The 21,134-nt window shown below is 62.1% G+C and carries 23 protein-coding genes; 9 read left to right on the top strand and 14 right to left on the bottom strand.

Features of this window, described 5'->3' with window-relative positions; all coding sequences use genetic code 11:
• Nucleotides 1-14: 14 nt before the first annotated feature.
• The gene (locus ACX2DJ_RS05900; protein WP_462571518.1) at nucleotides 15-848 is read right to left on the bottom strand and encodes an arginyltransferase; all 834 of its coding nucleotides are present in this window, start codon (nucleotides 846-848) and stop codon (nucleotides 15-17) included.
• Nucleotides 849-1,011: 163 nt separating this feature from the next.
• A complete protein-coding gene (locus ACX2DJ_RS05895; protein WP_462571517.1) occupies nucleotides 1,012-2,265 on the bottom strand; it encodes a threonine ammonia-lyase in 1,254 nt (417 codons plus the stop codon).
• Between the two features lie 107 nt (nucleotides 2,266-2,372).
• On the opposite strand from ACX2DJ_RS05895, the gene ACX2DJ_RS05890 reads away from it, so the two are divergent.
• The 3 genes from ACX2DJ_RS05890 to ACX2DJ_RS05880 all read left to right on the top strand — a co-directional run bounded on the left by ACX2DJ_RS05890 (nucleotide 2,373) and on the right by ACX2DJ_RS05880 (nucleotide 5,416).
• Complete coding sequence (locus ACX2DJ_RS05890; RefSeq protein WP_462571516.1) at nucleotides 2,373-3,269, top strand: NAD(P)-dependent oxidoreductase; 897 nt, start codon at nucleotides 2,373-2,375, stop codon at nucleotides 3,267-3,269.
• Nucleotide 3,270: 1 nt separating this feature from the next.
• The gene (locus ACX2DJ_RS05885; protein WP_462571515.1) at nucleotides 3,271-4,929 is read left to right on the top strand and encodes an amidohydrolase; all 1,659 of its coding nucleotides are present in this window, start codon (nucleotides 3,271-3,273) and stop codon (nucleotides 4,927-4,929) included.
• Between the two features lie 268 nt (nucleotides 4,930-5,197).
• Nucleotides 5,198-5,416 (top strand): hypothetical protein, encoded by a 219-nt coding sequence (locus ACX2DJ_RS05880; RefSeq protein ID WP_462571514.1) that lies wholly within the window; start codon nucleotides 5,198-5,200, stop codon nucleotides 5,414-5,416.
• 126 nt (nucleotides 5,417-5,542) lie between these two features.
• Here the strand turns inward: ACX2DJ_RS05880 and tatC are convergent, their stop codons facing one another.
• From tatC to ACX2DJ_RS05835, 9 genes are all read right to left on the bottom strand, one after another.
• Entirely contained in the window at nucleotides 5,543-6,373 is an 831-nt protein-coding gene (gene tatC, locus ACX2DJ_RS05875; RefSeq protein WP_462571513.1) for a twin-arginine translocase subunit TatC, read from the bottom strand.
• Between the two features lie 10 nt (nucleotides 6,374-6,383).
• Nucleotides 6,384-6,773 carry a Sec-independent protein translocase protein TatB gene (tatB, locus tag ACX2DJ_RS05870; RefSeq protein ID WP_462571512.1) on the bottom strand — a complete coding sequence of 130 codons (390 nt, stop codon included), beginning with the start codon at nucleotides 6,771-6,773 and terminating at the stop codon, nucleotides 6,384-6,386.
• Between the two features lie 12 nt (nucleotides 6,774-6,785).
• Nucleotides 6,786-7,046: a twin-arginine translocase TatA/TatE family subunit gene (locus ACX2DJ_RS05865; RefSeq protein ID WP_462571511.1), complete on the bottom strand. Its 261-nt coding sequence runs from the start codon at nucleotides 7,044-7,046 to the stop codon at nucleotides 6,786-6,788.
• Nucleotides 7,047-7,116: 70 nt separating this feature from the next.
• Nucleotides 7,117-7,767, bottom strand: a complete 651-nt coding sequence (gene scpB / locus ACX2DJ_RS05860; RefSeq protein ID WP_462571510.1) for an SMC-Scp complex subunit ScpB — start codon at nucleotides 7,765-7,767, stop codon at nucleotides 7,117-7,119.
• Complete coding sequence (locus ACX2DJ_RS05855; RefSeq protein ID WP_462571509.1) at nucleotides 7,764-8,576, bottom strand: segregation and condensation protein A; 813 nt, start codon at nucleotides 8,574-8,576, stop codon at nucleotides 7,764-7,766. The genes scpB and ACX2DJ_RS05855 overlap by 4 nt, the downstream gene beginning before the upstream one ends.
• Entirely contained in the window at nucleotides 8,573-9,595 is a 1,023-nt protein-coding gene (nagZ, locus tag ACX2DJ_RS05850) for a beta-N-acetylhexosaminidase (RefSeq protein WP_462571508.1), read from the bottom strand. Before nagZ ends, ACX2DJ_RS05855 begins: the two co-directional genes overlap by 4 nt.
• Before the next feature lie 106 nt (nucleotides 9,596-9,701).
• Nucleotides 9,702-10,400, bottom strand: coding sequence for an SPOR domain-containing protein (locus ACX2DJ_RS05845; protein WP_462571507.1), 699 nt, complete (start codon nucleotides 10,398-10,400; stop codon nucleotides 9,702-9,704).
• Nucleotides 10,401-10,402: 2 nt separating this feature from the next.
• The gene (gene argS / locus ACX2DJ_RS05840) at nucleotides 10,403-12,151 is read right to left on the bottom strand and encodes an arginine--tRNA ligase (RefSeq protein ID WP_462571506.1); all 1,749 of its coding nucleotides are present in this window, start codon (nucleotides 12,149-12,151) and stop codon (nucleotides 10,403-10,405) included.
• Nucleotides 12,152-12,208: 57 nt separating this feature from the next.
• A complete protein-coding gene (locus ACX2DJ_RS05835) occupies nucleotides 12,209-12,859 on the bottom strand; it encodes a hypothetical protein (protein ID WP_462571504.1) in 651 nt (216 codons plus the stop codon).
• A gap of 127 nt (nucleotides 12,860-12,986) precedes the next feature.
• On the opposite strand from ACX2DJ_RS05835, the gene ispH reads away from it, so the two are divergent.
• The 3 genes from ispH to rnhA are packed head-to-tail and all read left to right on the top strand — an operon-like array spanning nucleotide 12,987 to nucleotide 15,399.
• Complete coding sequence (gene ispH / locus ACX2DJ_RS05830; RefSeq protein WP_462571503.1) at nucleotides 12,987-13,961, top strand: 4-hydroxy-3-methylbut-2-enyl diphosphate reductase; 975 nt, start codon at nucleotides 12,987-12,989, stop codon at nucleotides 13,959-13,961.
• A 14-nt stretch (nucleotides 13,962-13,975) separates the two neighbouring features.
• The gene (thrB, locus tag ACX2DJ_RS05825; RefSeq protein WP_462571502.1) at nucleotides 13,976-14,956 is read left to right on the top strand and encodes a homoserine kinase; all 981 of its coding nucleotides are present in this window, start codon (nucleotides 13,976-13,978) and stop codon (nucleotides 14,954-14,956) included.
• Complete coding sequence (gene rnhA, locus ACX2DJ_RS05820) at nucleotides 14,953-15,399, top strand: ribonuclease HI (protein ID WP_462571501.1); 447 nt, start codon at nucleotides 14,953-14,955, stop codon at nucleotides 15,397-15,399. The genes thrB and rnhA overlap by 4 nt, the downstream gene beginning before the upstream one ends.
• A gap of 56 nt (nucleotides 15,400-15,455) precedes the next feature.
• On the opposite strand, the gene ACX2DJ_RS05815 is transcribed toward rnhA, so the two are convergent.
• The 3 genes from ACX2DJ_RS05815 to ACX2DJ_RS05805 form a co-directional block, all read right to left on the bottom strand.
• Complete coding sequence (locus ACX2DJ_RS05815; protein WP_462571500.1) at nucleotides 15,456-15,638, bottom strand: YegP family protein; 183 nt, start codon at nucleotides 15,636-15,638, stop codon at nucleotides 15,456-15,458.
• A 69-nt stretch (nucleotides 15,639-15,707) separates the two neighbouring features.
• A complete protein-coding gene (locus ACX2DJ_RS05810) occupies nucleotides 15,708-16,811 on the bottom strand; it encodes an NAD(P)/FAD-dependent oxidoreductase (protein ID WP_462571499.1) in 1,104 nt (367 codons plus the stop codon).
• The gene (locus tag ACX2DJ_RS05805) at nucleotides 16,808-17,773 is read right to left on the bottom strand and encodes an alpha/beta hydrolase (protein ID WP_462571498.1); all 966 of its coding nucleotides are present in this window, start codon (nucleotides 17,771-17,773) and stop codon (nucleotides 16,808-16,810) included. The genes ACX2DJ_RS05810 and ACX2DJ_RS05805 overlap by 4 nt, the downstream gene beginning before the upstream one ends.
• An 89-nt stretch (nucleotides 17,774-17,862) precedes the next feature.
• Here ACX2DJ_RS05805 and ACX2DJ_RS05800 point away from each other — a divergent pair, with 89 nt between their 5' ends.
• The 3 genes from ACX2DJ_RS05800 to ACX2DJ_RS05790 all read left to right on the top strand — a co-directional run bounded on the left by ACX2DJ_RS05800 (nucleotide 17,863) and on the right by ACX2DJ_RS05790 (nucleotide 21,126).
• Nucleotides 17,863-18,354, top strand: coding sequence for an A24 family peptidase (locus ACX2DJ_RS05800; protein WP_462571497.1), 492 nt, complete (start codon nucleotides 17,863-17,865; stop codon nucleotides 18,352-18,354).
• An 85-nt stretch (nucleotides 18,355-18,439) separates the two neighbouring features.
• Nucleotides 18,440-19,507 (top strand): Flp pilus assembly protein CpaB, encoded by a 1,068-nt coding sequence (cpaB, locus tag ACX2DJ_RS05795; protein ID WP_462571495.1) that lies wholly within the window; start codon nucleotides 18,440-18,442, stop codon nucleotides 19,505-19,507.
• A gap of 77 nt (nucleotides 19,508-19,584) precedes the next feature.
• Complete coding sequence (locus ACX2DJ_RS05790; RefSeq protein WP_462571493.1) at nucleotides 19,585-21,126, top strand: type II and III secretion system protein family protein; 1,542 nt, start codon at nucleotides 19,585-19,587, stop codon at nucleotides 21,124-21,126.
• The last annotated feature ends 8 nt before the right edge of the window (nucleotides 21,127-21,134 follow it).

Genomic DNA, 21,134 nt, shown 5'->3' with positions numbered 1-21,134 from the left:
GAGGTGCTATAAAGTCAACCCGTGGAAATACGTGGTTGCCGGCCATCCTTCCCACTCGAAACCGGAACCGGATTGCGGCGCTTGGTGGCATCTGCGATCAACATTTCCTGTTCCTCGCGGCTGAAACGCACCCAGCCATCACGGGTCAGCTTCTCAAGCGGGCGATAGCGCACCTTATATTGCATACGGGGCGAACCTTCCACCCAATAACCAAGGTAGACATAGGGCAGCCCTTCGGCAGCTGCGCGCCGGATATGATCGAGGATGATGTAATTGCCCAGCCCGGTGCGCATCGGGTGCTGGGCATCATAGAAGCTGTAGATCATCGATAGCCCGTCGTTCTGCCGATCCGTCAGGCATGCGCCGATCAACCGGCCAGGCTGGCCATTGGGCAGTGGTTCGCGATATTCGATCATGGTGCTGGAGACTGGCGTGTGCTCGACCATATCGGCAAAATCCATCTCGTCCATCGACGTCATGCCGCCATCGGGGTGGCGATCACCGAGATAATGCCGCAACAGCTCAAACTGCTCTTCTGTGGCCCAGGGGCGGCACTCGGTCGCGATCAGATCACCATTGCGGCGCAGCGCCCGGCGTTGCGATGCGGATTCGTCGAAATCGAGCGCGGACACGCGCACGGACACACAAGCCTGGCAATCGAGGCAGCTGGGACGATAGGCGACCGTCTGGCTGCGGCGGAAGCCGATCCGCCCTAGCGCTTCGTTGAGCTGTTCTGCGTGCGGGCCCTTGAGCTCGGTGAATACCTTGCGCTCGCTGCGCCCCGGCAAATAGGGGCACGGCGCCGGGCTCGTCACAAAAAAGCGGGGAAAGCGTATGGGCGCCGTCACGGGTCTACTCGGGTCCTCGTCCAACCAACGGAATCGCATCTGGTGCGCGTTAAGGCCCTGTTATGCCTGTTCAGGCGCCCCGGTAAAAGGGCTTTAACCATGAGGTATGGTTAATATCGGCAATCCGATGGTCGAACCCGCGATGAAACGGTCTTTTCGCGGGTCAGTTGAGCTCGACCGGGCTCACCGTATAGCCCTTGTCGCGCAATGACTTAACCAAGGCATCCAGCTGTTCGCGGTCGCGCGCCTCGCATTCGATATCGGTGATCAACCCCTTCGCCGGCAAAGAGGTGAAAATGCGTTGGTGGTAGATTTCGATGATATTGACGTTGTGTTCGTTGAATTCGCGCATCACTTTGAACAGCGCGCCCGGACGGTCCTGCAAGGTGATGCGTAACCGCGCCAGCCGCCCTTGACGGGCAAGATCGCGCAGCAGCACATTGGCAAGCAGGCGGGGATCGATATTGCCGCCGCACAGCACCAGGCCCACCTTCTTGCCGGCAAATCGTTCGCGATTGGCCAGCACCGCCGCCAGGCCAGCCGCACCAGCCCCTTCAACCACAGTCTTTTCGATCTGCAGTAATAGCGAAACCGCTTCCTCCAGCGCTCGCTCGTCAACCAGCACGATGTCGTCAACCAGGCTGGCGATAATCCGCGAAGTAAATTCGCCCGGCGCCTTGACCGCAATGCCCTCCGCCAGCGTGTCGCCGCCGCAATCCATCACCTCGCCCTTGATCCGGGCATACATCGAGGGAAACAGTTCAGCCTGGACCCCGATCAGCTCGATCGCGGGATTGATCGCATCGGCAACGGTTGCAATTCCCGACATCAGCCCGCCACCGCCGATCGGCACCACCATGCAATCCAGATCGGGCACTTCCTCAAGCATTTCGAGCCCGACCGTGCCCTGCCCTGCCGCTACCAGCGGATCGTCGAATGGATGGATGAAGGTCAGCCCAAGCTGCTTTTCCATGCTTCGGGCCTGGGCATAGGCATCGTCAAAAGTCTCACCCTCCAGCACCACCCGGCCGCCCACGCTTTCGGTCTGCATCACCTTAACGGTGGGTGTGGTGCGCGGCATCACGATGGTGACGGGAACACCCAGCCGCGTGCCATGATAGCTCAGCCCCTGGCTGTGATTGCCCGCCGAAGCGGCGATCACGCCGCGCTGGCGCTGCTCCTCGCTCAGGTGCAGCAGCGCGTTGAGCGCGCCGCGCTCCTTATAGGCGGCGGTGAACTGGAGGTTTTCGAATTTGAGCCAGATTTCGCAACCTGCGATCTTCGACAGCGTGATCGAATGCATCATCGGCGTGCGCACAACGGCGCCTTCGATCCGCGCGGCAGCGGCGCGGACATCTTCGATCGTCAGCGCGGCGCGCGCTGCATCTACACTGGCAAAGGCCGGTTGGCTGGTCATGGCGCGGCGGCTTAAGGGCTATAACGGCTGGCCGCAACGCTATTTGGGCTTTTGCGAGCGATAAAAGCGGTTGCAGTCACACAATTTGGCATTACCCCGCCTCCCTTATGAGCCAGAAACAGAAAGTCGCTTTCATCGGGCTGGGCGTGATGGGCGGGCCAATGGCGCGCCATCTTGCCGCCGCCGGATATGATGTCACCGGATACAATCGCACCCCCGCGCGGGCAGAGGCGTGGCGGCTAGCGTGCGCCGACCATGGCCTTGAGGTATTGACTGCCCCCACCCCGGCCGAAGCCGCCGCCGGAGCAGACATGGTATTCACCTGTGTCGGCAATGACGAAGACCTGACAGAAGTCGTGCTCGGCGCGGACGGCGTGCTTGGCGCGATGCAGCAAGGCGCGCTGCTGGTCGATCACACCACCGTATCGGCCGATATGGCGCGGCGGATTGACGTGACAACGCGCGAGCTGGGGCTTGAAGCAGTGGATGCGCCCGTTTCCGGCGGGCAGGCGGGCGCCGAAAACGGCAAGCTCGCAATCATGTGCGGCGGCAGCGCAGGGGCCGTGGCGCGCGCCACGCCGGTAATGGACAGCTATGCCGCCCGCATCGTCCATGTCGGCACGGCTGGCGCCGGTCAAACGGCCAAAATGGCCAACCAGATGTGCATTGCCGGCGTGCTTGGCGGACTATCCGAAGCGATCAGGCTGGCCAGCGCGGCCGGGCTTGACATGGACAGGACCTTTGAAGCGATCTCTGGCGGGGCGGCGCAAAGCTGGCAGATGGAAAACCGCTGGCACACCATGGTGAAGGACGAATTCGATTTTGGCTTCGCGATTGACTGGATGCGCAAGGACATGGGCTATGCGCTTGATGAGGCGCGCCGGCTGGCCCTTTCCTCGCCGATCTCCGCGCTGGTCGACCAGTTCTATGCCGAAGTACAGGCCGCAGGAGGCGGCAGGCGCGATACCAGCGCGCTGATCACGCGGCTACCCAAGGGAAATTGACATGAAGACACTTTTCGTCAGCCTGGCCGCAATCCTCCTGACGATCCCGGCCGCGCCTGCGCTGGCCGATACGCTGGTCGACAATGTCCAGGGCATCACCATCGGAACCGATGGCAAGCTGGACCGGTTCGAAGCACTGGTAATTGCCGATGACGGCCGCATCAGCGCAGTGCTCAAGCAAGGCGATCCGCGCCCCAAGCGGATCGATTACCGCGTCGATGGCGAAGGGCGGGTCATGCTCCCCGGCATGATCGACGCCCATCTCCACGTCATGGGGGTCGGCTTTGGGGAATTGACACTCGACCTGTCGCAGACCGCTTCGCTTGAGGAAGCGCTGCAGGAGATCGCTGAATTTGCGCGCGCCAATCCCAGCCGCCCATGGATCCTTGGGCGTGGCTGGAACCAGGAGAAATGGGGCCTCGGCAGGTTCCCGACCGCTGCTGATCTGGACGCCGTGGTGCCTGACCGGCCGGTGTGGCTGAGCCGGGTTGATGGCCATGCCAGCTGGGCCAACAGCATTGCGATGGAAAAGGCGGCAGTCACTGCGGCCTCGCATGACCCCAGCGGCGGCCGGATCATCCGCAAGCCCGGCTCGCGCGAACCGGCGGGCGTGTTTGTCGATGCCGCTGAAGCTCTGGTCAATGCGGTGGTCCCCACTCCGCGCCCGAGCGATCGCGACATCGCACTGCGCAAGGCGCAGGATTTGCTGATTGCCAGCGGGATAACTGCAGTTGCCGACATGGGCACCACACTCGAGGATTGGCAGACTTACCGCCGGGCCGGCGACAGCGGCGTACTGAAGCTGCGGATCATGGCCTATGCTGGCAGCGTCCAGGCGATGGAACTAATCGGCGGCCCCGGCCCCACACCCTGGCTTTATCAGGACCGGCTGCGCATGGGCGGGCTCAAGCTCTACCTCGATGGCGCGCTCGGTTCGCGCGGCGCGGCACTCAAACAGCCCTACCATGACGAGCCGAGCCATCGCGGGCTACCGCGGCTTACGTCTGCGCAATTGCGCAATTTGATGAGCCGCGCAGCGATGGATGGCTTCCAGCTTGCCGTCCACGCAATCGGTGATGCCGCCAATTCCGATGTCTTGAGCGCGATCGAAGAACTGAGCTCATCCTATTCCGGCGACAGGCGTTGGCGCATCGAACACGCGCAGATTGTCGATCCAGCGGAGATCGCACTGTTCGGCAAGCACAGTATCATCGCTTCGATGCAGCCGCTCCACCAGACCAGCGACCGCTTGATGGCGGAAGCGCGGCTGGGGCCTGACCGGCTGGGTGGGGCTTATGCCTGGCGCAGCATCGCCGCAGCGGGCACGCCGCTAGCCTTTGGCTCGGATGCGCCGGTCGAACCGGCAGACAGTTTTGCCGGCATCGCGGCCGCGATCAGCCGCACCGATGCGAAGGGCGAACCGTTTGGTGGCTGGCTGCCGCAGGAAAGCGTTACGCGCGAGGCCGCGCTGGCTGCGTTTACTTCCGGCGCGGCCTATGCCGGATTCGCTGACGGGCGGTTTGGGCGGTTGGTGCCGGGTGAACGGGCCGATTTCATCCTGGTCGATCGCGATCCGTTCGTATCGTCCCCGCAGGACATTCGCGACACACGTGTATTAGAGACCTGGATCAACGGGGAAAGGCTGTTCGTCGCCAAATGATCAGGTCGGTGTTTGGCACGTGTCATGCCGCAGACTCGCGTTTACCCGGTGTTAAGCCTTGATCCGCCATCATACGTATTCACGGGCGCGGCATAGGCCGCAGAGTCTTTTTATTGGCGGCAAGAATGCAACAGTCTGCACTGAAACATTCAATTCGGCGATGAATTCAAACAGTTTGACGAACAAATATTTAGAATTGGGGCTTGTGCCCAGGCGCAAGGTTCCGTAATATAAAAAACAATCAAGACAAGCCGATAGGAGATCCTTGATGAAATTGCGTACTCTCGCAGCAGCCGCTGCAGTTCTCTCTCTGGCAACCGCTCCGGCAATCGCCGAAGTTTCGCTTGCTCGCGCTCCTGCTCCGGCTGAAGGCGAAAGCGAACTGGGTGGTGGCTCGGGCCTGCTGATCGCCATTATTGCAGCTGCTGCAGTGATTGGCGGCATTATCATCGCTGCTGATGGCAGTGACGAGCCGGTCAGCCCGTAAGAGGCTATTCCGAACGAATAGAAAGCGGGGTCCTTCGGGGCCCCGTTTTTTTGGCCCAATGATTTGGCCCAATCAGTTCGCCATTCCGGTGCCTCATGCATCCTGGCTATAAGTTTACAGCGTAGCTCAATCTGAACTTGGTTCAGTCTTAACCTCAGTGGCAATGTCGCCCACTTCCTCGCTGTCGCTGTCAGAGCCTTCGGGCTTCTTTTTCTCCTGCAAGCGCATCACAAGTAGCGAGCCTTCGAACAGCAACAGCAGCGGGATCGCCAGAATGACCTGCGAGCCGGGATCAGGCGGCGTCACAACTGCGGCCAATGCCACTATCCCCACGATGACATAACGCCGCGCCCCGGCGAGTTGCGCGCGCGAGACAATCCCCGCACGATTGAGCAACAACAGCAAAACGGGCAGCAGGAAGCTTATCCCGAAGGCCAGGATGAACTGCATCACCAGACCAAGATAATCGCCTGCCGAAGGCAAGGCCTCTATCTTGAGCCCGCCGGCCTCCCCTCCGAAGCCGAGAAACCACTCGAAAGCGGTAGGCATTACGACGAAATAGGCGAGCGCGGCGCCAGCGGTAAACAGGATCGGTGTCGCGATCAGAAACGGCAGGAAAGCTTTCTTCTCGCGCGCATAGAGCCCCGGCGCGACGAAGGCCCACAGCTGGTTGGCGATGATCGGGAAGCTGACAAAGAATCCCGCGAACAGTGCCACCTTAAGCTCGACGAAAAAAACTTCGTAGAGCTTGGTGAAGATCAGCTGCCCCTCGCCGTCAGGAAAGGCGTTCTTGAGCGGCTGTATCAGGAACCCCAGAATCGGATCGGCGAAATAGAGGCAAATCGCGAAACCGGCGCCCAAAGCCAGCACGCTGCGGACCAGGCGCGTGCGCAGTTCGATCAAATGATCGAGTAACGGCGCTTCGGTCTCATCGATATCGCGGATCTTGATTGCCATGCTGCCGCCTTCAATCCCGCTGGTCTGGCTTGCCCAGCGGCAATTGCGGTTCACCAACTGGAGAACCGGGCGCAGGATCGTCCGCGGTCGGGAAATCAGGCTCTGCCGCTTCAGCCGAAGCTGCCGCGGGACCGGTTATCGTCCCGTCGGCATAGGACTCGGCATCACCCGTGCGGGCCATGATCGCTTCGTTTTGCGCCTTCCACTTCTTTTCCAGCTCTTCCAGCTCGGCTTCGCGGATCATGGTGTCGATCCCGCTGCGAAAGTGGGAAGACACGCGGCGCACCTTGCCTATCCAGCGGCCTGCGGTGCGCAAGGCAAGCGGCATGTCCTTGGGGCCGATGACAAGCACCGCCACAATCACGATCACCAGCAGTTCGCTGGCGCCGATATCGAACATGCCGTGGGCCTCCTAGCCCTTGAGATCGGGCGTGTCAGAGCGCGGTGCAGGCTGAGGGTCTGCTTTCTGCTGCGCGTCGCTGTGTGGCTTCTGCGCTTGCCCTTCGATTTGTGCAGTGGGTTTTGTTGAGGGGCTGTCCTCTTCGCTCATACCCTTTTTGAAACTGCTGATTCCCTTGCCGAAATCCCCCATCATCTCGGAAATTCGCCCGCGCCCGAACAGGACGAGCACGACCAGCGCGATGATTAGGAGCTGCCAAATACTAAGACCCATGGGAATTCTCTCTGAATGCGTTGCAGGGCCAATATAGGGTACCGGAGCCGCAGGCGCCAGTAACGTTTGGTCAGGCCCGCGATTCACCTGCTTCGCTGGATTCGCCGATTTCATCGGCTGGCTCACCGCCATCTGCCTCGGCAGCGTCAGCCTCTTCATGCAAGGCTTCGAAAGCATCGTCGACCGGATCGAGCAAGCCCGCCGCGCGCAGTTCGTCAATTCCCGGCAAGTCGCGGCGACTGGAAAGGCCGAAATGGTCGAGGAATTCCTGCGTTGTCGCGTAGATCACCGGGCGTCCGGGCACTTCGCGCCGCCCCGCCAGTTTGATCCAGCCCGCCTCCATCAGCACGTCAAGCGTGCCCTTGGCGGTCTGCACGCCGCGGATCGATTCAATTTCGGCACGGCTGACGGGCTCATGATAGGCGACAATCGCCAGCACTTCGGTAGCCGCCCGGCTCAGGCGCCGAACCTGCTCGCGTTCACGCCGCAGCAGATGCGCAAGATCGGGCGCGGTCTCGAAATGCCAGCGCTTGCCGCGTTCGACCAAGTGGACGCCGCGATCCGAATAATGGTTCTGCAACTCAACCACGGCCTCGCGCACGATCGCATTCTCGAGCCCGCCGAGATGCCCGGCCAGCGCTTCAATGCTCATCGGCTCCTCGCTTGCAAACAGTGTCGCCTCGAGCGCACGCAAGACTTCACCCGGGGTTTCGCTGCTCACTTGACGATCCTTCTGAGCCGCATCGCACCGAAAATCTCCTCTTGCGCGATTTCCGCCCTGCCCAGCCGCGCCAGTTCCAGCGCGGCAACAAAGCTGGATGCAAGCGCGGACTTGCGCAGCCGCGGCTCCGCATGCGGCGGCAGGAAGTCGCGCAGGTCCATCCAGTCAAGTGTCACGCCCAGCATGGCGGAAACCCGGTCCAGCGCGCTTTCAAGCGTCATCACCGGCCTGTCGAAGACATGGTATATTCTTGGTGCGGTGCGTGCCTTGACCTGACCATAGGCCTGGATCAGGGCATAATTGTCGCACTTCCACTGCGTCTTGCGATCGATCCTGAGGCCTTCCGGGGAGCCGCGCAGGAAGATATCGCGTCCGATCCGGTCACGCCCCATCAGCCGGGCCGCCGCCTCGCGCATCGCGCCCAGCCGCTGGAGCCGCAATTGCAGCCGCAGCGCCAGATCTTCAGGGCTTGGGTCTTCCTGCTCTTCCCTCGGCAGAAGCAGCGCTGATTTGAGATAGGCCAGCCAGGCTGCCATCACCAGATAGTCAGCGGCCAGCTCAAGCCGCAATGCCCCCGCCCGATCGATAAAGGTCAGATATTGGTCAACCAGCGCGAGGATCGAAATTTGTCGCAGATCGACCTTTTGCCGCCGCGCCAGGTCCAAAAGCAGGTCAAGCGGCCCCTCCCAGCCTTCCAGCTCGAGATAGAGCGCGCTGTCATCGTCTGGCTTGGCCGGTGCGGCAACGCCTTCCCAGTCATCGCCTTCTTCGGCTTGCGGGGCTGCGAACAACAGGCCGTCCTCGCTCATGCGGCTTCCCCCACAGTACCCAACAGCGCATCGCGCTGAGCCAGCAATTCGGCGGCCTCGCCGTGATCCTCACGCAGCCGGGTTCCAGCAAGCGCGCGGGCAAGCCGCGTCCCGGTCACTTCACCCATCGGGGGAAGAATTTCCGCTATCGCCGCCATGTCAGGCATCCTGGCCCAGCAATTGAGCACCAGGTCGCAACCTGCGGCATGGGCGCGCGCGGCGCGTTCTGGCACGATGCCTTCAAGCGCTTCCATGTCGATGTCATCGCTCAGCAAAAGCCCGTCGAAACCGATCCGCCCCCGGATGATCTCTGCGATCACGACTGGCGAGAGCGTGGCGGGCTGTTCCGCATCCCAGACGGTGAAGCGGATATGCGCGGTCATCCCGATATGCGCACGGTCGCTCAACGCGGCAAAAGGCGCAATATCGGCTTCAAGCTCGTCAGCGCTGGCATCCACCACCGGCAGCTGATGGTGGCTGTCGCAAGTGGCGCGGCCATGGCCCGGCATATGTTTGAGGCAGCCCGCAACCCCGCCAAGCGCCAGCCCGTCAAACACCGCCCGCCCCAGCGCCGCCACCTGCATGGGCTCGCTTCCCAGCGCGCGATCACCGATGACATTATCGGTTTCGGGTCGGCGCAGGTCGAGCGGAGCCTGGAAATCGACCGTGATCCCCATCGCCGCCAGTTCCAGCGCCATCGCCTGCGCATTGGCCCGCGCTGCCTCGATCGCGCTGGCGGGGGCGATCCGGTAAAGCCTGTCGAATATCTCGCCAGCGGGATAGGCGGCCCAATGCGGCGGGCGCATCCGTGCAACCCGCCCGCCTTCCTGGTCGATCGAAACCAGCAGATTTTCGCGCCCGTGAATGCTGCGCAAATCATCTGTCAGGCAGCGCAATTGCACAGGATCGATGCAGTTGCGGGCGAACAGGATATAGCCCGCCGGATCGGCCTCTGCGAAAAAGGCGCGCTCGTCGGCGGTCAGCTCAGCCCCGGCAATCCCGAAAATGGCAGGCGTCATAAGCAAAAGATTCGCAGCAAAGCCTGAAAACGGCAAGTTCGGACATGGTTAGTGCGGGGGAAAACGGCGCGTTTCTGCCCCGCTCATGCGAATTGGCTACACTATTTCAGCGTTTCACCTGGCAAGCGAGCCCATCGGCCTTGAGCGCTTCACACAGCGTTCGCGCTGCCGACAGATCGGGCGCCACAGCCTGCAGGCGGTAGACAGTACCGATATCCGCCTGCCCCTTCACAACGCGGTGGCGCACGCCGTTGAGCAAAGTGGTCTGGCGCTGCAGTGTGGCCCAGCCGGTTTCCGCCGCGCCCTGCGAACCATAGGCACCCACCTGCACGCCCACCCCGTCCTGTTCGATCGCGGCTTCATCACTGCTACGGGTCGCGATAACAGGTCGCGGCACGCTGCCGGCCTCAGGCGGGGCCGGCGGCGTGGGATCCTCGGCCAATTGCCCTGCGCGGGCGATTCCTTCGCCTACCTTGGGCGCCACATTGCCTGTGCCAGCAAAGGTCTTGCCACCGGCATCCTCTGGCCGCTCTTTATAGGGACCAGGAGGGGCCTCGATCGTGCTGCCATCGGCCACGATACTTGGACCCAGAACATGGTTCGAATACCACCAGACCCCGCCGATCGCGGCTGCAAGCAACACCAGCAGCACCGCAGCAAAGCCCACGATACGCTTAGTATCGACCGCGCCCTCTTCGGGGTCATATTCATCGGATTCGAGCCACGGCAGGCTGTCATCGCCGTTTAGCGCAAGCTCCGCCTCATCTGCCCTGTCACCCCGATATCCCTCACTCGGCGAGATCATGCTCACATCTCCTCGACCGCATCGACCCCCAGAATGCGCAAGCCGTTACGGATAACCTGACCCAACTGGTCGGCAAGGTAAAGCCTTGCACCGGTCAGCGCTGGATCATCGGTGAGGATAAAGCGCTTCTCAGGCCGGTCATTGCCCAGATTCCAATAGGCGTGGAAGGCCCCTGCCAGCTCGTAAAGATAGAAGGCGATCCGGTGCGGCTCACGCGCCTTGGCTGCAGCCTCCACCTCGCGCGGAAACTGTGCCGCCTGCTTGATCAGTTCAAGCTCCTCCTCGCCCAGCAGCGAGAGGGAAACGCCTGACGGGGCAAGCCCTGCCGCAGCCGCCTTGCGCAAAGTCGAACGGATCCGCGCATGGGCATACTGGACGTAGAAAACCGGGTTGTCCTTCGAAGCTTCGACCACCTTGGCGAAATCGAATTCCATCTGCGCCTCGGGCTTGCGCGTCAGCATGGTGAAACGCACCACATCCTTGCCTACTTCGCGCACCATGTCGGCTACCGTTACGAAAGTGCCCGAACGCTTCGACATCTTGATCGGCTCGCCGCCACGCAGCAATTGCACCATCTGCACCAGCTTGACGTCGAAGGAGATGGCTTTTCCCTGCCCTTCGGACAGCGCTACGACAGCGGCCTTGATCCGCTTGACCGTGCCCGCATGATCCGCGCCCCAGATGTCGATCAGCGCATCAGCAGTATCCGCCTTCTGCATGTGATAGGCCAGATCGGCGCCGAAATAGGTCCAGCTGCCGTCCGACTTTCTGATCGGTCGATCCTGATCGTCGCCGTATTTGGTGCTGCGGAACAGCGGCAGTTCCACCGGCTCCCAGTCTTCTGGCGGAGCCTTGCCCTTGGGCGCTTCGAGAACGCCGTCGTAAACCAGGTCATGCGCGCGCAGCCAGGCTTCGGCGGCTTCGGGCTTGCCTGCGGCCTGCAAGGCGGCCTCGGACGAGAACACATCGTGGTGGATGCCGAGCAGCGCAAGGTCAGCCTTGATGAGGCCCATCATCTGCTCGACTGCCTCGGCGCGGAAGATCGGCAGCCATTCCCCTTCGGCCACGTCCTTGAACCGCTCGCCCAGCTCGCTGGCGAGATATTCGCCCACCGGGATCAGATAGTCGCCCGGATAAAGCCCTTCCGGGATCTCGCCGATATCCTCACCCAGTGCCTCGCGATAACGCAGGTGGGCAGAGCGCGCGAGCACATCCACCTGCCCGCCGGCATCGTTGATGTAATATTCGCGGGTGACCTCATGCCCGGCAAATTCGAGCAGGCTCGCAAGGGCATCGCCCACCACCGCCCCGCGGCAATGGCCCATGTGCATCGGCCCGGTCGGGTTGGCCGAAACATATTCGACATTCACCCGCCGTCCCTTGCCTGTGTCAGAACGGCCGTAGTCGCTTCCCAGCTTTCCAATCGCGCTGAGCTCTGCAATCCAAACGGCAGGATCAAGCCGTAAATTGATGAAGCCTGGACCGGCTATCTCGGCGCTGGCAATCGCCGGATCGGCTGATAGCTTGCCCGCGATCGCTTCAGCCAGCACGCGCGGGTTGGCCTTGGCCTGCCCGGCCAGCACCATCGCAGCGTTGGTGGCAAGGTCACCGTGGCTTGGATCGCGCGGCGGCTCGACCGCCACATTGCCGCGCGCGCAGCTTGCAGGCAGCACGCCTTCGGCTTCGAGCGCAGACAATGCCGCGTCGATCTTGGCTTCGAATAGTTTGTAGAGCGTTGGGCTGTCGGACATGGCTCGTGCGCCTAGCCGAATTCGCCAGAATCGCAAGCGCGGCGAGCCTGCGCCCGATCAACGCGTGACGTTATAGGCCAGCTGGTCCTGCGTCAGCTGAAAGCCGATCAGCAGCTCGAAGCTTGCGCGCTGCAACGCCGCGCGAACCTGCGGATCGGCCAGCGGATCGAGCGCGGCATCGATGTCCCCCGGCTTGCGTTTGCGGGTGATCTGCTCGCGAATTTCCGCCGGAAGTGTCGCTTCGGCGCGGTCCACGAATGCGCCCGCCTGTGCCGAAGCGCTGGCGCGTTCCTGCCCATCGGCGAAGTTGAGCGTCACGGTGCCCACCCGCTTGGTCACCACGGCGCTGCCGCCGCGCACTACGGTGGTGAAATAGGGCAGCTCCACGGTGCGCGCCCCGCGCACATCGGTGCGGCGTGCCACTACATCGAAGGTGGCATTGGTATAGACCCGCTGCGCCCCTTCGTCGCAGGTATGGCGCAGATTGGTGATGGCTGCGCTCACATCCATATTATCGGCAGTGAGATCACCGGCACTGCGGAACAGTGTGACGTCGCCGGTGTAATCGGGAATCCCGACTGCGGGGCAGGAGGTGAGCGCCGAGGTAATCCCCACGCCCTGGTCAATGACCAGTTCACCCTTCTTGGAACAGCCAGCCAGTGCGGCGGCAAATGCGAATGTCAAAGCTATGCGGCTGCGACGAATCATCAGTCTGCGGTCCTCATTACCGGCCACAGTTGGTGGCCATGTTCCAAGAAGCGAGCCAAGCGGCCCCGAATTCGAATAGGTTGTCACGCCCTAGCGGTGCGCGCAGCAAAGCGCTAGAGGGCGGGACATGAACGCTCCCTTTCACTCATCAGAATCGGGGGACAAGCTCCCCGTCCTCAAATTGCTGATTGCGGCGCCGCGCGGTTTTTGCGCGGGAGTCGATCGCGCGATCGAAATCGTCGAGAAGGCGCTTGAACGCCACGGTGCGCCGGTTTTTGTGCGGCACGAAATCGTGCACAACAAATATGTTGTCGACGAGCTCAAGGCCAAAGGGGCCGTGTTCGTCGAGGAACTGGACGAAGTGCCTGATGATGCGCCGGTGGTGTTCAGTGCGCATGGCGTGCCCAAGTCGGTTCCTGCCGAAGCGCAGCGGCGCAAACTGCGATATGTTGATGCCACCTGCCCGCTGGTAAGCAAGGTTCACCGGCAAGCCGAACGCCAGATCGACAAGGGCCGCCATATCATCTTTATCGGCCATGCCGGGCATCCTGAAGTGGTTGGCACCATGGGCCAGGTCGAGCCAGGCCAGATGACGCTGGTCGAAACGCTTGAAGATGTGGAACGGCTGGATTTCACCGACAAGGATGAACTCTCGTTTCTGACACAAACCACCCTGTCGGTCGAGGACACCGCCCAGATCGTGGAGGCGCTGGAACGGCGCTATCCGCACATCGTCGGGCCAAAGGCGGAAGATATCTGCTATGCGACATCAAACCGGCAAGCGGCAGTAAAGCAGATTGCCCCCCAAAGCGATCTGGTGCTGGTTATCGGAGCGCCCAATAGCTCGAACTCCTTGCGGTTGGTCGAAGTGGCCGAGCGGCTGGGCACCACCGCATACCTGATCCAGCGCGCCGGCGATATCGATCCGGCATGGCTGGAAGGAGTTGGGACATTAGGCCTTACTGCCGGCGCTTCCGCGCCCGAGATGCTGGTGCGCGAAGTGGTCGCACGGCTCAGCGAATGGCGGCAGATTGAAGAGGAAACGGTCACCGCTGCGGTAGAAAAGATCGTGTTCAAGCTGCCGCGCGAGCTGGCCGAATAGCAGAAAGCTGGCCGGTGGCTGTCTATACCCATCTCGCCGCGGAACAGCTCGCAGAGCTGATCGACGCTTACGACGTGGGGCCGCTGGTCTCGGCAAAGGGCATTGCCGAAGGCGTTTCGAACAGCAATTGGGTGGTTGAAACGGGCGGCAGCAAGGCCGCCGGTTCGCGCTTTATCCTGACCATGTATGAACGGCGGATCGAGATCGCCGACCTGCCGTTCTTTCTCAACCTGCTTGATCATCTGGCAGAGCGTAATTGCCCCGTCCCGCGCACTATCCACGACCGCGAGGGCGCGAGCTTCCGCATGATCGAAGGCAAGGCGGTGGCGCTGATAGAGTTTCTGCCGGGCGTTTCGGTTGACCATCCCACGCCCGCGCAGGCGCGCTCGGTCGGGCAGGCTCTGGCTCAGGTGCATCTCGCATCGCAGGATTTCGGGATAAGCCGCCCCAATACGCTCGACATCACCATGTCACAGCAGACGCTTGAAAATTGCGGTGACGGGGCGCTTGCGGCAATCGGCCCAGAACTGGCGGCCTGTGTTGCAAAGGCTGCTGCGCTGCGGGAAGCCTGGCCATGGGAACTGCCACGCGCGATCTGCCATACCGATCTATTCCCGGATAACGTGCTGATGCTGGGCGACAAGGTCAGTGCCCTGATCGATTTCTATTTCGCCTGCGAAGACGCCATGGCTTACGATCTGGCGGTCACTCACGCCTCATGGTGTTTCGGGCACCAGGGGCGAGAATTCAGCGCAGGAATCGGGCGCGCGCTGGTGGCCGGATACGAATCGGTTCGCCCGCTGTCCTTGCGAGAGCGCGAAGCACTGCCGCTGCTGGCACAAGGAGCTTGCCTGCGCTTCATTGCCAGCCGGGCGGAAGACTGGCTCAACACTCCGCAAAACGCATTGGTCACCCGCAAGGACCCGATGGATTTCGTCCGCCGACTGGACTTTTACGCCGCAGCCGGCGCCGGCGCTTTTACAGACAAACCATGAAACAGGTCGTGATATTCACCGACGGTGCCTGCAAGGGCAATCCCGGGCCGGGCGGCTGGGGCGCGATCCTGCGCATGGGGCGGCACGAGAAGGAAATGTCGGGCGGCGAGGCCGAGACGACCAACAACCGTATGGAAATGACGGCAGTCATCAAGGCACTCGGTGCGCTTAACGAACCGTGCAAGGTGGCGCTCTATTCGGACAGCAAATATGTGGTCGAAGGGATCACGAAATGGGTCGGCGGCTGGCAAAAGCGCGGTTGGAAAACCGCTGCAAAAAAGTCCGTGCTGAACGAAGATTTGTGGCGCGAACTGATCGAAGCGGCTGCCCGCCACGATGTTACCTGGCACTGGATCAAGGCGCACAACGGGCACCCAGAGAACGAGCGGGCCGACCGGCTGGCGAGCGATGAAGCCGACGCCCGAAACGGAAAGAAGGGCTGACCGCCCCAGGCCATTTGGCCCGAGCGATCACCTCCGGTGTCCTTCGATATGCCGGCTCAGCCGGCCGTAGAGTCGACCACTTCAGCATTCGGCCCGTTCTTCAGGACCGATTCGATTGCGTTCTTGGCGCTGGCCTTGGAACTGTAGCCTTCAGTCCACCAGATCGTTTCCGAATTATAGACGAAATAGGACACGAACTCGCCCTTCTTGTTCTTACGAATTTCGAAACGGTGCGCCATGAGCATTCTCCCTCGGCTGGCTTTGCAACTGCAAAGCAACCTAACGTCGCAATTCCAAAAAGCTAGGCTCTAGGCTCTGGCAAAGCGGGCCGGCGCATAGGCTGAAGGATCGAGCCGCGCGGTCATATCGTCCAGCGGGCATTCGAGCAGCAATTGCGCGCCAAGGCGGGCGGCGGCAGGCGCAGTCTGGATGCCATATCCGCCCTGACCGGCGAACCAGAAGAACGCCGGATTGGCAGGATCGGCGCCGTAAACGGGCTTGCGATCGGGCGCGAAGCTGCGCAGCCCCGCCCACTTGCGTTCCAGCCCCAATACGCGCCACTCGGTCGCCCGCTCCAGCCGGTCAATTGCTGTCGCAACATCGATTTCCTCGGGTGCCACATCGATTGCCGGTGAAGGTGTTTCGTCATGCGGGCTCAACCACACACGCCCGCTCTCAGGCTTGAAATAGAACCCTCCCGAAATATCGAGGCAGAGCGGTGTATCGTCGCGCAGAGATGGATCGACCCGCAATTGCACGACCGTGCGGCGATAGGGCGTGATGCCCAGCGGCTGCACCCCGGCCAGGCTGGCAATCTGGTCTGCCCAGGCCCCGGCGGCATTGACCAGCGTGCCGGCCGAAAACTGCCCTCCGTCCTCGAGCGCGATGCGCCAGCAATTGTCCGCAAAGGAAAGCGAGGTGACGCGCGCTCGGCACTGCAGCACGGCGGCGCTCGCTTTCGCCTGTTTGAGATAATGTGCATGCAAGCCCGCAACATCGATGTCGGCGCAGCGCTTCTGCCAGATCGCGCGGTCCCACTGCGGGCGCAGGCCCGGAACGAGGCGGTTTAGCTCGCCCCGACCGATCCGTTCGAACTGTGCGCCGGTGCTGGCGAAGCGGGCGAAGAAATCGTCAATTTTCGCATCGTCTGCCTCGCGCGCGAGATAGAGCGCGCCGCGATTGGAGAGAAAACCGTGCCGGTCGAGATATTCCCCGGACGCGATCGTTAGCGGCACGATTTCCGGCCCGCCATAACATTCCTCCCAGAACGCCGCCGAGCGCCCGGTCGAATGGTAGCCCGGCATATCCTCGGCCTCGAGCATCAGCACACTGGCGGATGCGCCGATCTCGGCTGCCAGGCTGGCTCCCGCCATTCCCGCACCCACGATGGCAATATCGAACCGATTCGTCACTTGCGCGGCGTCACCCTGGCCAGAAAATCGTCGATTGCCGTCATCGCGCGGTCGCGCACCGGATCAACCTCGCGCAGGATTTCATGGTGCGACTCATTGCCGAAACGCACCAGTTCGGCGTGGGGCAGACGCAGCGCTGCGCGCTCGATCGCAGCCATTGAAACCAGCTTGTCATTCGATGTGCCGATAAGCAGAACCGGGATATCGACCTGCTCCAGCCTGCCAGGCGCGAAAATCGCGCGCATCGAGGCATAGGCCCGCTCAACCCAGCCCCAGCTGCCCGGCCCCATCACCAGTTCCGGGCGATGCTCACGCCACCACAATTCGTCAGCATAGCGGTCATCGTCATGGCTCAGCAGCGCCTGGCGCGAGGCCGGGACTTCGCCGGGCTTTTCGCTCCATTTCCAGGCCGGTCGGGCGGGGTCGCCCAGCTTCGCCATCAGCTTGGCAGCAGCGTGGCCGATCGCCGCCGGTATGGCGCCAGTGAATCCCAGCATCGGAGCAGAGAGCACCAGCGCATCGGGATCAACCTTGCCGTCAATCACCCCGCGCAAGACAAGGTGGCCGCCCATCGAATGCCCGGCCAATATATGCGGTGCGGGGGTGCTGGCCTTCCATTGGCTCCAGAAATTCCCCAGATCGGCAACCCAGGTTGAAAAATCGCCGATATGGCCGGTCACCGTATCATTGCCCAATCGGCCCGATCCCGCTTGCCCGCGCCAGTCGGCGGCGGTTACCCGCCATCCGGCGCGATGCCACTGTTCAAGCGTCTCGAGATATTTCTCGTAATTGTCGCCGCGCCCAGGAAAAAACAGGATCGAACCGCGCGGGTTGGTGCCGGAATTTGCTCCCGGCCAGTCAATCCGGCGCAGTTCGTGGCCGTCGGATGCGGTCCACCGGCTCTCTTGGGCAGAGGCGGGAATTGCCCGCCGATCGATGGCTGGGAAAGCAGCTTGGCTCACGTGGCTAATTTCAACCCTCCGGGCGTGGTTACTTTTTGGTAAGTGCTATCCTCTAGCAAGAGTCTCCACGGGGAACCAATGGGGGCCACATGCTGGGCGAATATTTCCACTACGGACTGCTGGTCGGCTTGGCAATCGCGCTGCTGATTGCCGCATTCACTGACCTGCGCCGCCGCCAGATCGACAATTGGTTGAACGCTGGCGTTGCGCTGGCTGCGCCACTGTTCTGGTGGTCGAGCGGGCTTTCGCTGTGGCCTGACGTGGCGATCCAGCTGGGTGTGGCCATGGCGGCCTTTGCTGTTCTGGCCGGGCTCTTCGCGCTCAAGATGATGGGCGGCGGCGATGTGAAGCTGCTGACCGCACTGGCGCTGTGGATCGAGCCAAGCTGGTTTCTGAAACTGCTCATCGTGATGGCGCTGGCCGGTGGCCTTCTGACCATCGTCGTGGGCAGCTGGCATGTCATGCGGCGCCAGCGAGATCGCATCAAAGTGCCTTACGGGGTCGCCATCGCAATCGGCGGCTTGTGGGTGCTGGGAACACAATATCTGCCGGGGGCGAGCCAGGCCGCCGGATTGCGATGAACCTGATTTTAACCAGTTCACGCATAAACGAATGAACCATTCCCGCCCGCATGAGATCGGGCCGAACTAGGGGGCTAGAATAGCCATGGATAGGAAGAAGCTGGTTTTGCTGCTCGTAGCGCTGGTCATCGCGATCGGCACGGCACTGGCGGCGCGGAGCATGTTTACCGGAAATTCGGCACCCGAAGCGGTGGCCGCACCGGTCCCCAAAGGGCCCAAGGTGCTGGTCGCGCAGCGCGCACTGCCAACCGGCACCATCATTACTGCAGATGCAATGAGCTTCCAGCAATGGCCGGAAGAGCTGGTGCAGGATGCCTATTTCATCGATGGCGAGTCCGACATAAACCAGTTGCTCGGCACCGTTGTGCGCCATTCAATCACAGCCGGTGAGCCGGTGACCCAGGGCTCGCTTGTCGCCCCTGGAGACCGCGGATTCCTGGCTGCAGCGCTTGGCCCGGGCATGCGTGCCGTAACGGTTCCCGTGTCCGCAAAGACCGGTGTCGCCGGCTTTGTATTCCCGGGCGACCGTGTTGACCTGGTACTGACCCAGACGGTCAAGGGTGAAGATGGCCAGGACCTCAAGGCTGCCGAAACCGTGCTGCGCAACCTGCGCGTGCTCGCAACCGACCAGTCGACTGAACAGACTTCCGATGAAAACGGCAAGACAATTGTTCGCGCCTTCCGCACCGTTACGCTGGAAGTGACCCCGAAGATCGCCGAGAAGGTTGCCGTGGCGCAGACCATCGGCACGCTCAGCCTGGCGCTGCGTTCGATCGCGGACAACCAGGCCGAACTCGAAATGGCGATCGCTTCGGGCGACGTAGTGATCCCCGAAAGCGCGACTCCGGAAGAGGAAGCCCGCCTGATCCGTACCGCTATGGGCCGCCCGAACGACAAGGGCTCGACCTTCAGCACCGGTGGTGATGTGTCGCGCTTCCAGCGTCATTCGATGCCCGCGACGAACTCCTCGCGCGGTGGCGGCGGTACGAGCGCCCCGGTCTACTCGGGCCCGGTCGTCCGCGTCTCCCGCGGCAAGCAGACCACGGTCGAGCCGGTTGCCGGCGGGTCCAGAGCGCTTGTGAACCGCCAATCCGCCGCAATGGCCGAAGGTGGCCGCACCGTGCCGGTCGCCGGTTCGCTGCTGGTCAATTGAGGAGACCGGACATGACCAGCCACACATACGCCAACTCCGCCAACACGGAGCATCGAATTCAAACGAGGGGCACAACCATGAAACGCCGCCTGACTGCCAAATTGCTGCTTGCGAGCCTGGCCATTGCGCCGCTCGCTGCGGTGCCGGCCACCACTGCTACAGCGCAGTCGGTATCCAGCCCGGCCGCCGATATCGTGATTTCGATCGGCCGTGGTGAACTGATCACCATCCCCGGCGCCATGTCCGATGTCTTCATCGCCAACGATTCGGTGGCCGATGTCCAGGTCAAATCGCAGCGCCAACTGTATGTTTTCGGCAAGGCCGGTGGCGAAACCACCATCTATGCCAGCAACAGCCGCGGCGATGTGATCTGGTCAGCCAATATTCGCGTCGGCTCCAACATCGACAGCATCGACCAGATGCTGGCGCTGGCGATGCCCGAAGCCAAGATCGGCGTCGCCACCATGGGCACCAACACAGTGCTGCTGACCGGCACCGTCAAGGCGCCGGAAGATGCTGCCGAGGCCGAGCGCCTGGTGCAGGCCTTCGTCGGTGACGAAACCAATGTGATCAGCCGCTTCAAGATGGCAACGCCGCTGCAGGTCAACCTGCAAGTTCGCTTTGCCGAAGTGAGCCGTTCGCTGGTGCGCACGCTGGGCGGCAATCTGAGCACGTTCGACGGCACCGATGGCTTCCAGTTCGGTGTTGCCACCGGCCGCGAAGGCGTCATGCCGCAATGGACCCCTGGTGCTGGTGTATTCACCGGCGGAACCGAAGCAACCGATGGTTCGTCGCTGGTAACCCAGAACCCAGGCGGCACCACCGTGGCCGGCCTTGGCAAGTTCCTTGGCCTTGATCTGGCTGGTGCGCTTGACCTGGCTGAACGTAATGGCCTGGTAACCACGATTTCGCAGCCCAATTTGACTGCGCTTTCAGGCGAAACGGCGGATTTCCTCGCCGGCGGCGAATTCCCGATCCCGACCAGCCAGGGGCTGGGCGCGACTTCGATCGAATATCGTAAATTTGGGGTAAGCCTGTCCTATACTCCGACTGTGCTGGCGAACGGGCGGATTTCGATCCGCGTGCGCCCCGAAGTGTCCGAGCTTTCGAGCCAGGGCGCGGTGACCGTTAACGGCTTCCAGATCCCCGCCCTGACCATTCGGCGTGCGGAAACGACCGTTGAACTCGGCTCTGGCCAGAGTTTCATGATTGCCGGGCTGATGAACAACAATGCCCAGAACACGATCGACAAGGCACCTGGAGTTGGCGATCTGCCGATCCTCGGCAATCTGTTCCGCTCGCGCTCGTTCCGCCGTGGCGAAACCGAATTGGTCATTGTCGTAACGCCCTATCTCGTGAAGCCGGTCAACGATGGCGACATCAGGCTGCCGACCGACGGCTTCCGTGCCTCAAGCGAGCTGCAACAGCTGCTTGGGTATCGCGAAAACGACGGTGTCAGCGGTGCGCAGCGCCCTGGCCCCTCGGCAGTCAACAAACAGGCTCCGGCGCCCACCATAGGCGAAGTAAACCCGGATGCGGATGCACCGCGCCGGACAAGCAATGACGAAGCGAACAAGGATCGCCGCGCTGACGCTGCGACCCCTGGTTTCAGCCTCTAATCGGGAAA

The organism is Altererythrobacter chaiwopuensis (assembly GCF_054957755.1).
Note: the sequence above shows the minus strand (reverse complement) of the source record. Positions and strands in the feature narration are given on the sequence as shown.

Excerpts from the sequence above, each read along its gene's own strand:
- rnhA (WP_462571501.1), top strand. The coding sequence starts at position 14,953 with ATGAAACAGGTCGTGATATTCACCGACGGTGCCTGCAAGGGCAATCCC.
- ACX2DJ_RS05790 (WP_462571493.1), top strand. The coding sequence starts at position 19,585 with ATGAAACGCCGCCTGACTGCCAAATTGCTGCTTGCGAGCCTGGCCATT.
- nagZ (WP_462571508.1), bottom strand. The coding sequence starts at position 9,595 with ATGACGCCTGCCATTTTCGGGATTGCCGGGGCTGAGCTGACCGCCGAC.
- ACX2DJ_RS05855 (WP_462571509.1), bottom strand. The coding sequence starts at position 8,576 with ATGAGCGAGGACGGCCTGTTGTTCGCAGCCCCGCAAGCCGAAGAAGGC.
- ACX2DJ_RS05880 (WP_462571514.1), top strand. The coding sequence starts at position 5,198 with ATGAAATTGCGTACTCTCGCAGCAGCCGCTGCAGTTCTCTCTCTGGCA.
- ACX2DJ_RS05800 (WP_462571497.1), top strand. The coding sequence starts at position 17,863 with ATGCTGGGCGAATATTTCCACTACGGACTGCTGGTCGGCTTGGCAATC.
- tatB (WP_462571512.1), bottom strand. The coding sequence starts at position 6,773 with ATGTTCGATATCGGCGCCAGCGAACTGCTGGTGATCGTGATTGTGGCG.
- ACX2DJ_RS05895 (WP_462571517.1), bottom strand. The coding sequence starts at position 2,265 with ATGACCAGCCAACCGGCCTTTGCCAGTGTAGATGCAGCGCGCGCCGCG.
- ACX2DJ_RS05845 (WP_462571507.1), bottom strand. The coding sequence starts at position 10,400 with ATGATCTCGCCGAGTGAGGGATATCGGGGTGACAGGGCAGATGAGGCG.
- argS (WP_462571506.1), bottom strand. The coding sequence starts at position 12,151 with ATGTCCGACAGCCCAACGCTCTACAAACTATTCGAAGCCAAGATCGAC.
- ACX2DJ_RS05865 (WP_462571511.1), bottom strand. The coding sequence starts at position 7,046 with ATGGGTCTTAGTATTTGGCAGCTCCTAATCATCGCGCTGGTCGTGCTC.
- cpaB (WP_462571495.1), top strand. The coding sequence starts at position 18,440 with ATGGATAGGAAGAAGCTGGTTTTGCTGCTCGTAGCGCTGGTCATCGCG.
- ACX2DJ_RS05835 (WP_462571504.1), bottom strand. The coding sequence starts at position 12,859 with ATGATTCGTCGCAGCCGCATAGCTTTGACATTCGCATTTGCCGCCGCA.
- ACX2DJ_RS05885 (WP_462571515.1), top strand. The coding sequence starts at position 3,271 with ATGAAGACACTTTTCGTCAGCCTGGCCGCAATCCTCCTGACGATCCCG.
- ACX2DJ_RS05815 (WP_462571500.1), bottom strand. The coding sequence starts at position 15,638 with ATGGCGCACCGTTTCGAAATTCGTAAGAACAAGAAGGGCGAGTTCGTG.
- ACX2DJ_RS05890 (WP_462571516.1), top strand. The coding sequence starts at position 2,373 with ATGAGCCAGAAACAGAAAGTCGCTTTCATCGGGCTGGGCGTGATGGGC.
- ispH (WP_462571503.1), top strand. The coding sequence starts at position 12,987 with ATGAACGCTCCCTTTCACTCATCAGAATCGGGGGACAAGCTCCCCGTC.
- tatC (WP_462571513.1), bottom strand. The coding sequence starts at position 6,373 with ATGGCAATCAAGATCCGCGATATCGATGAGACCGAAGCGCCGTTACTC.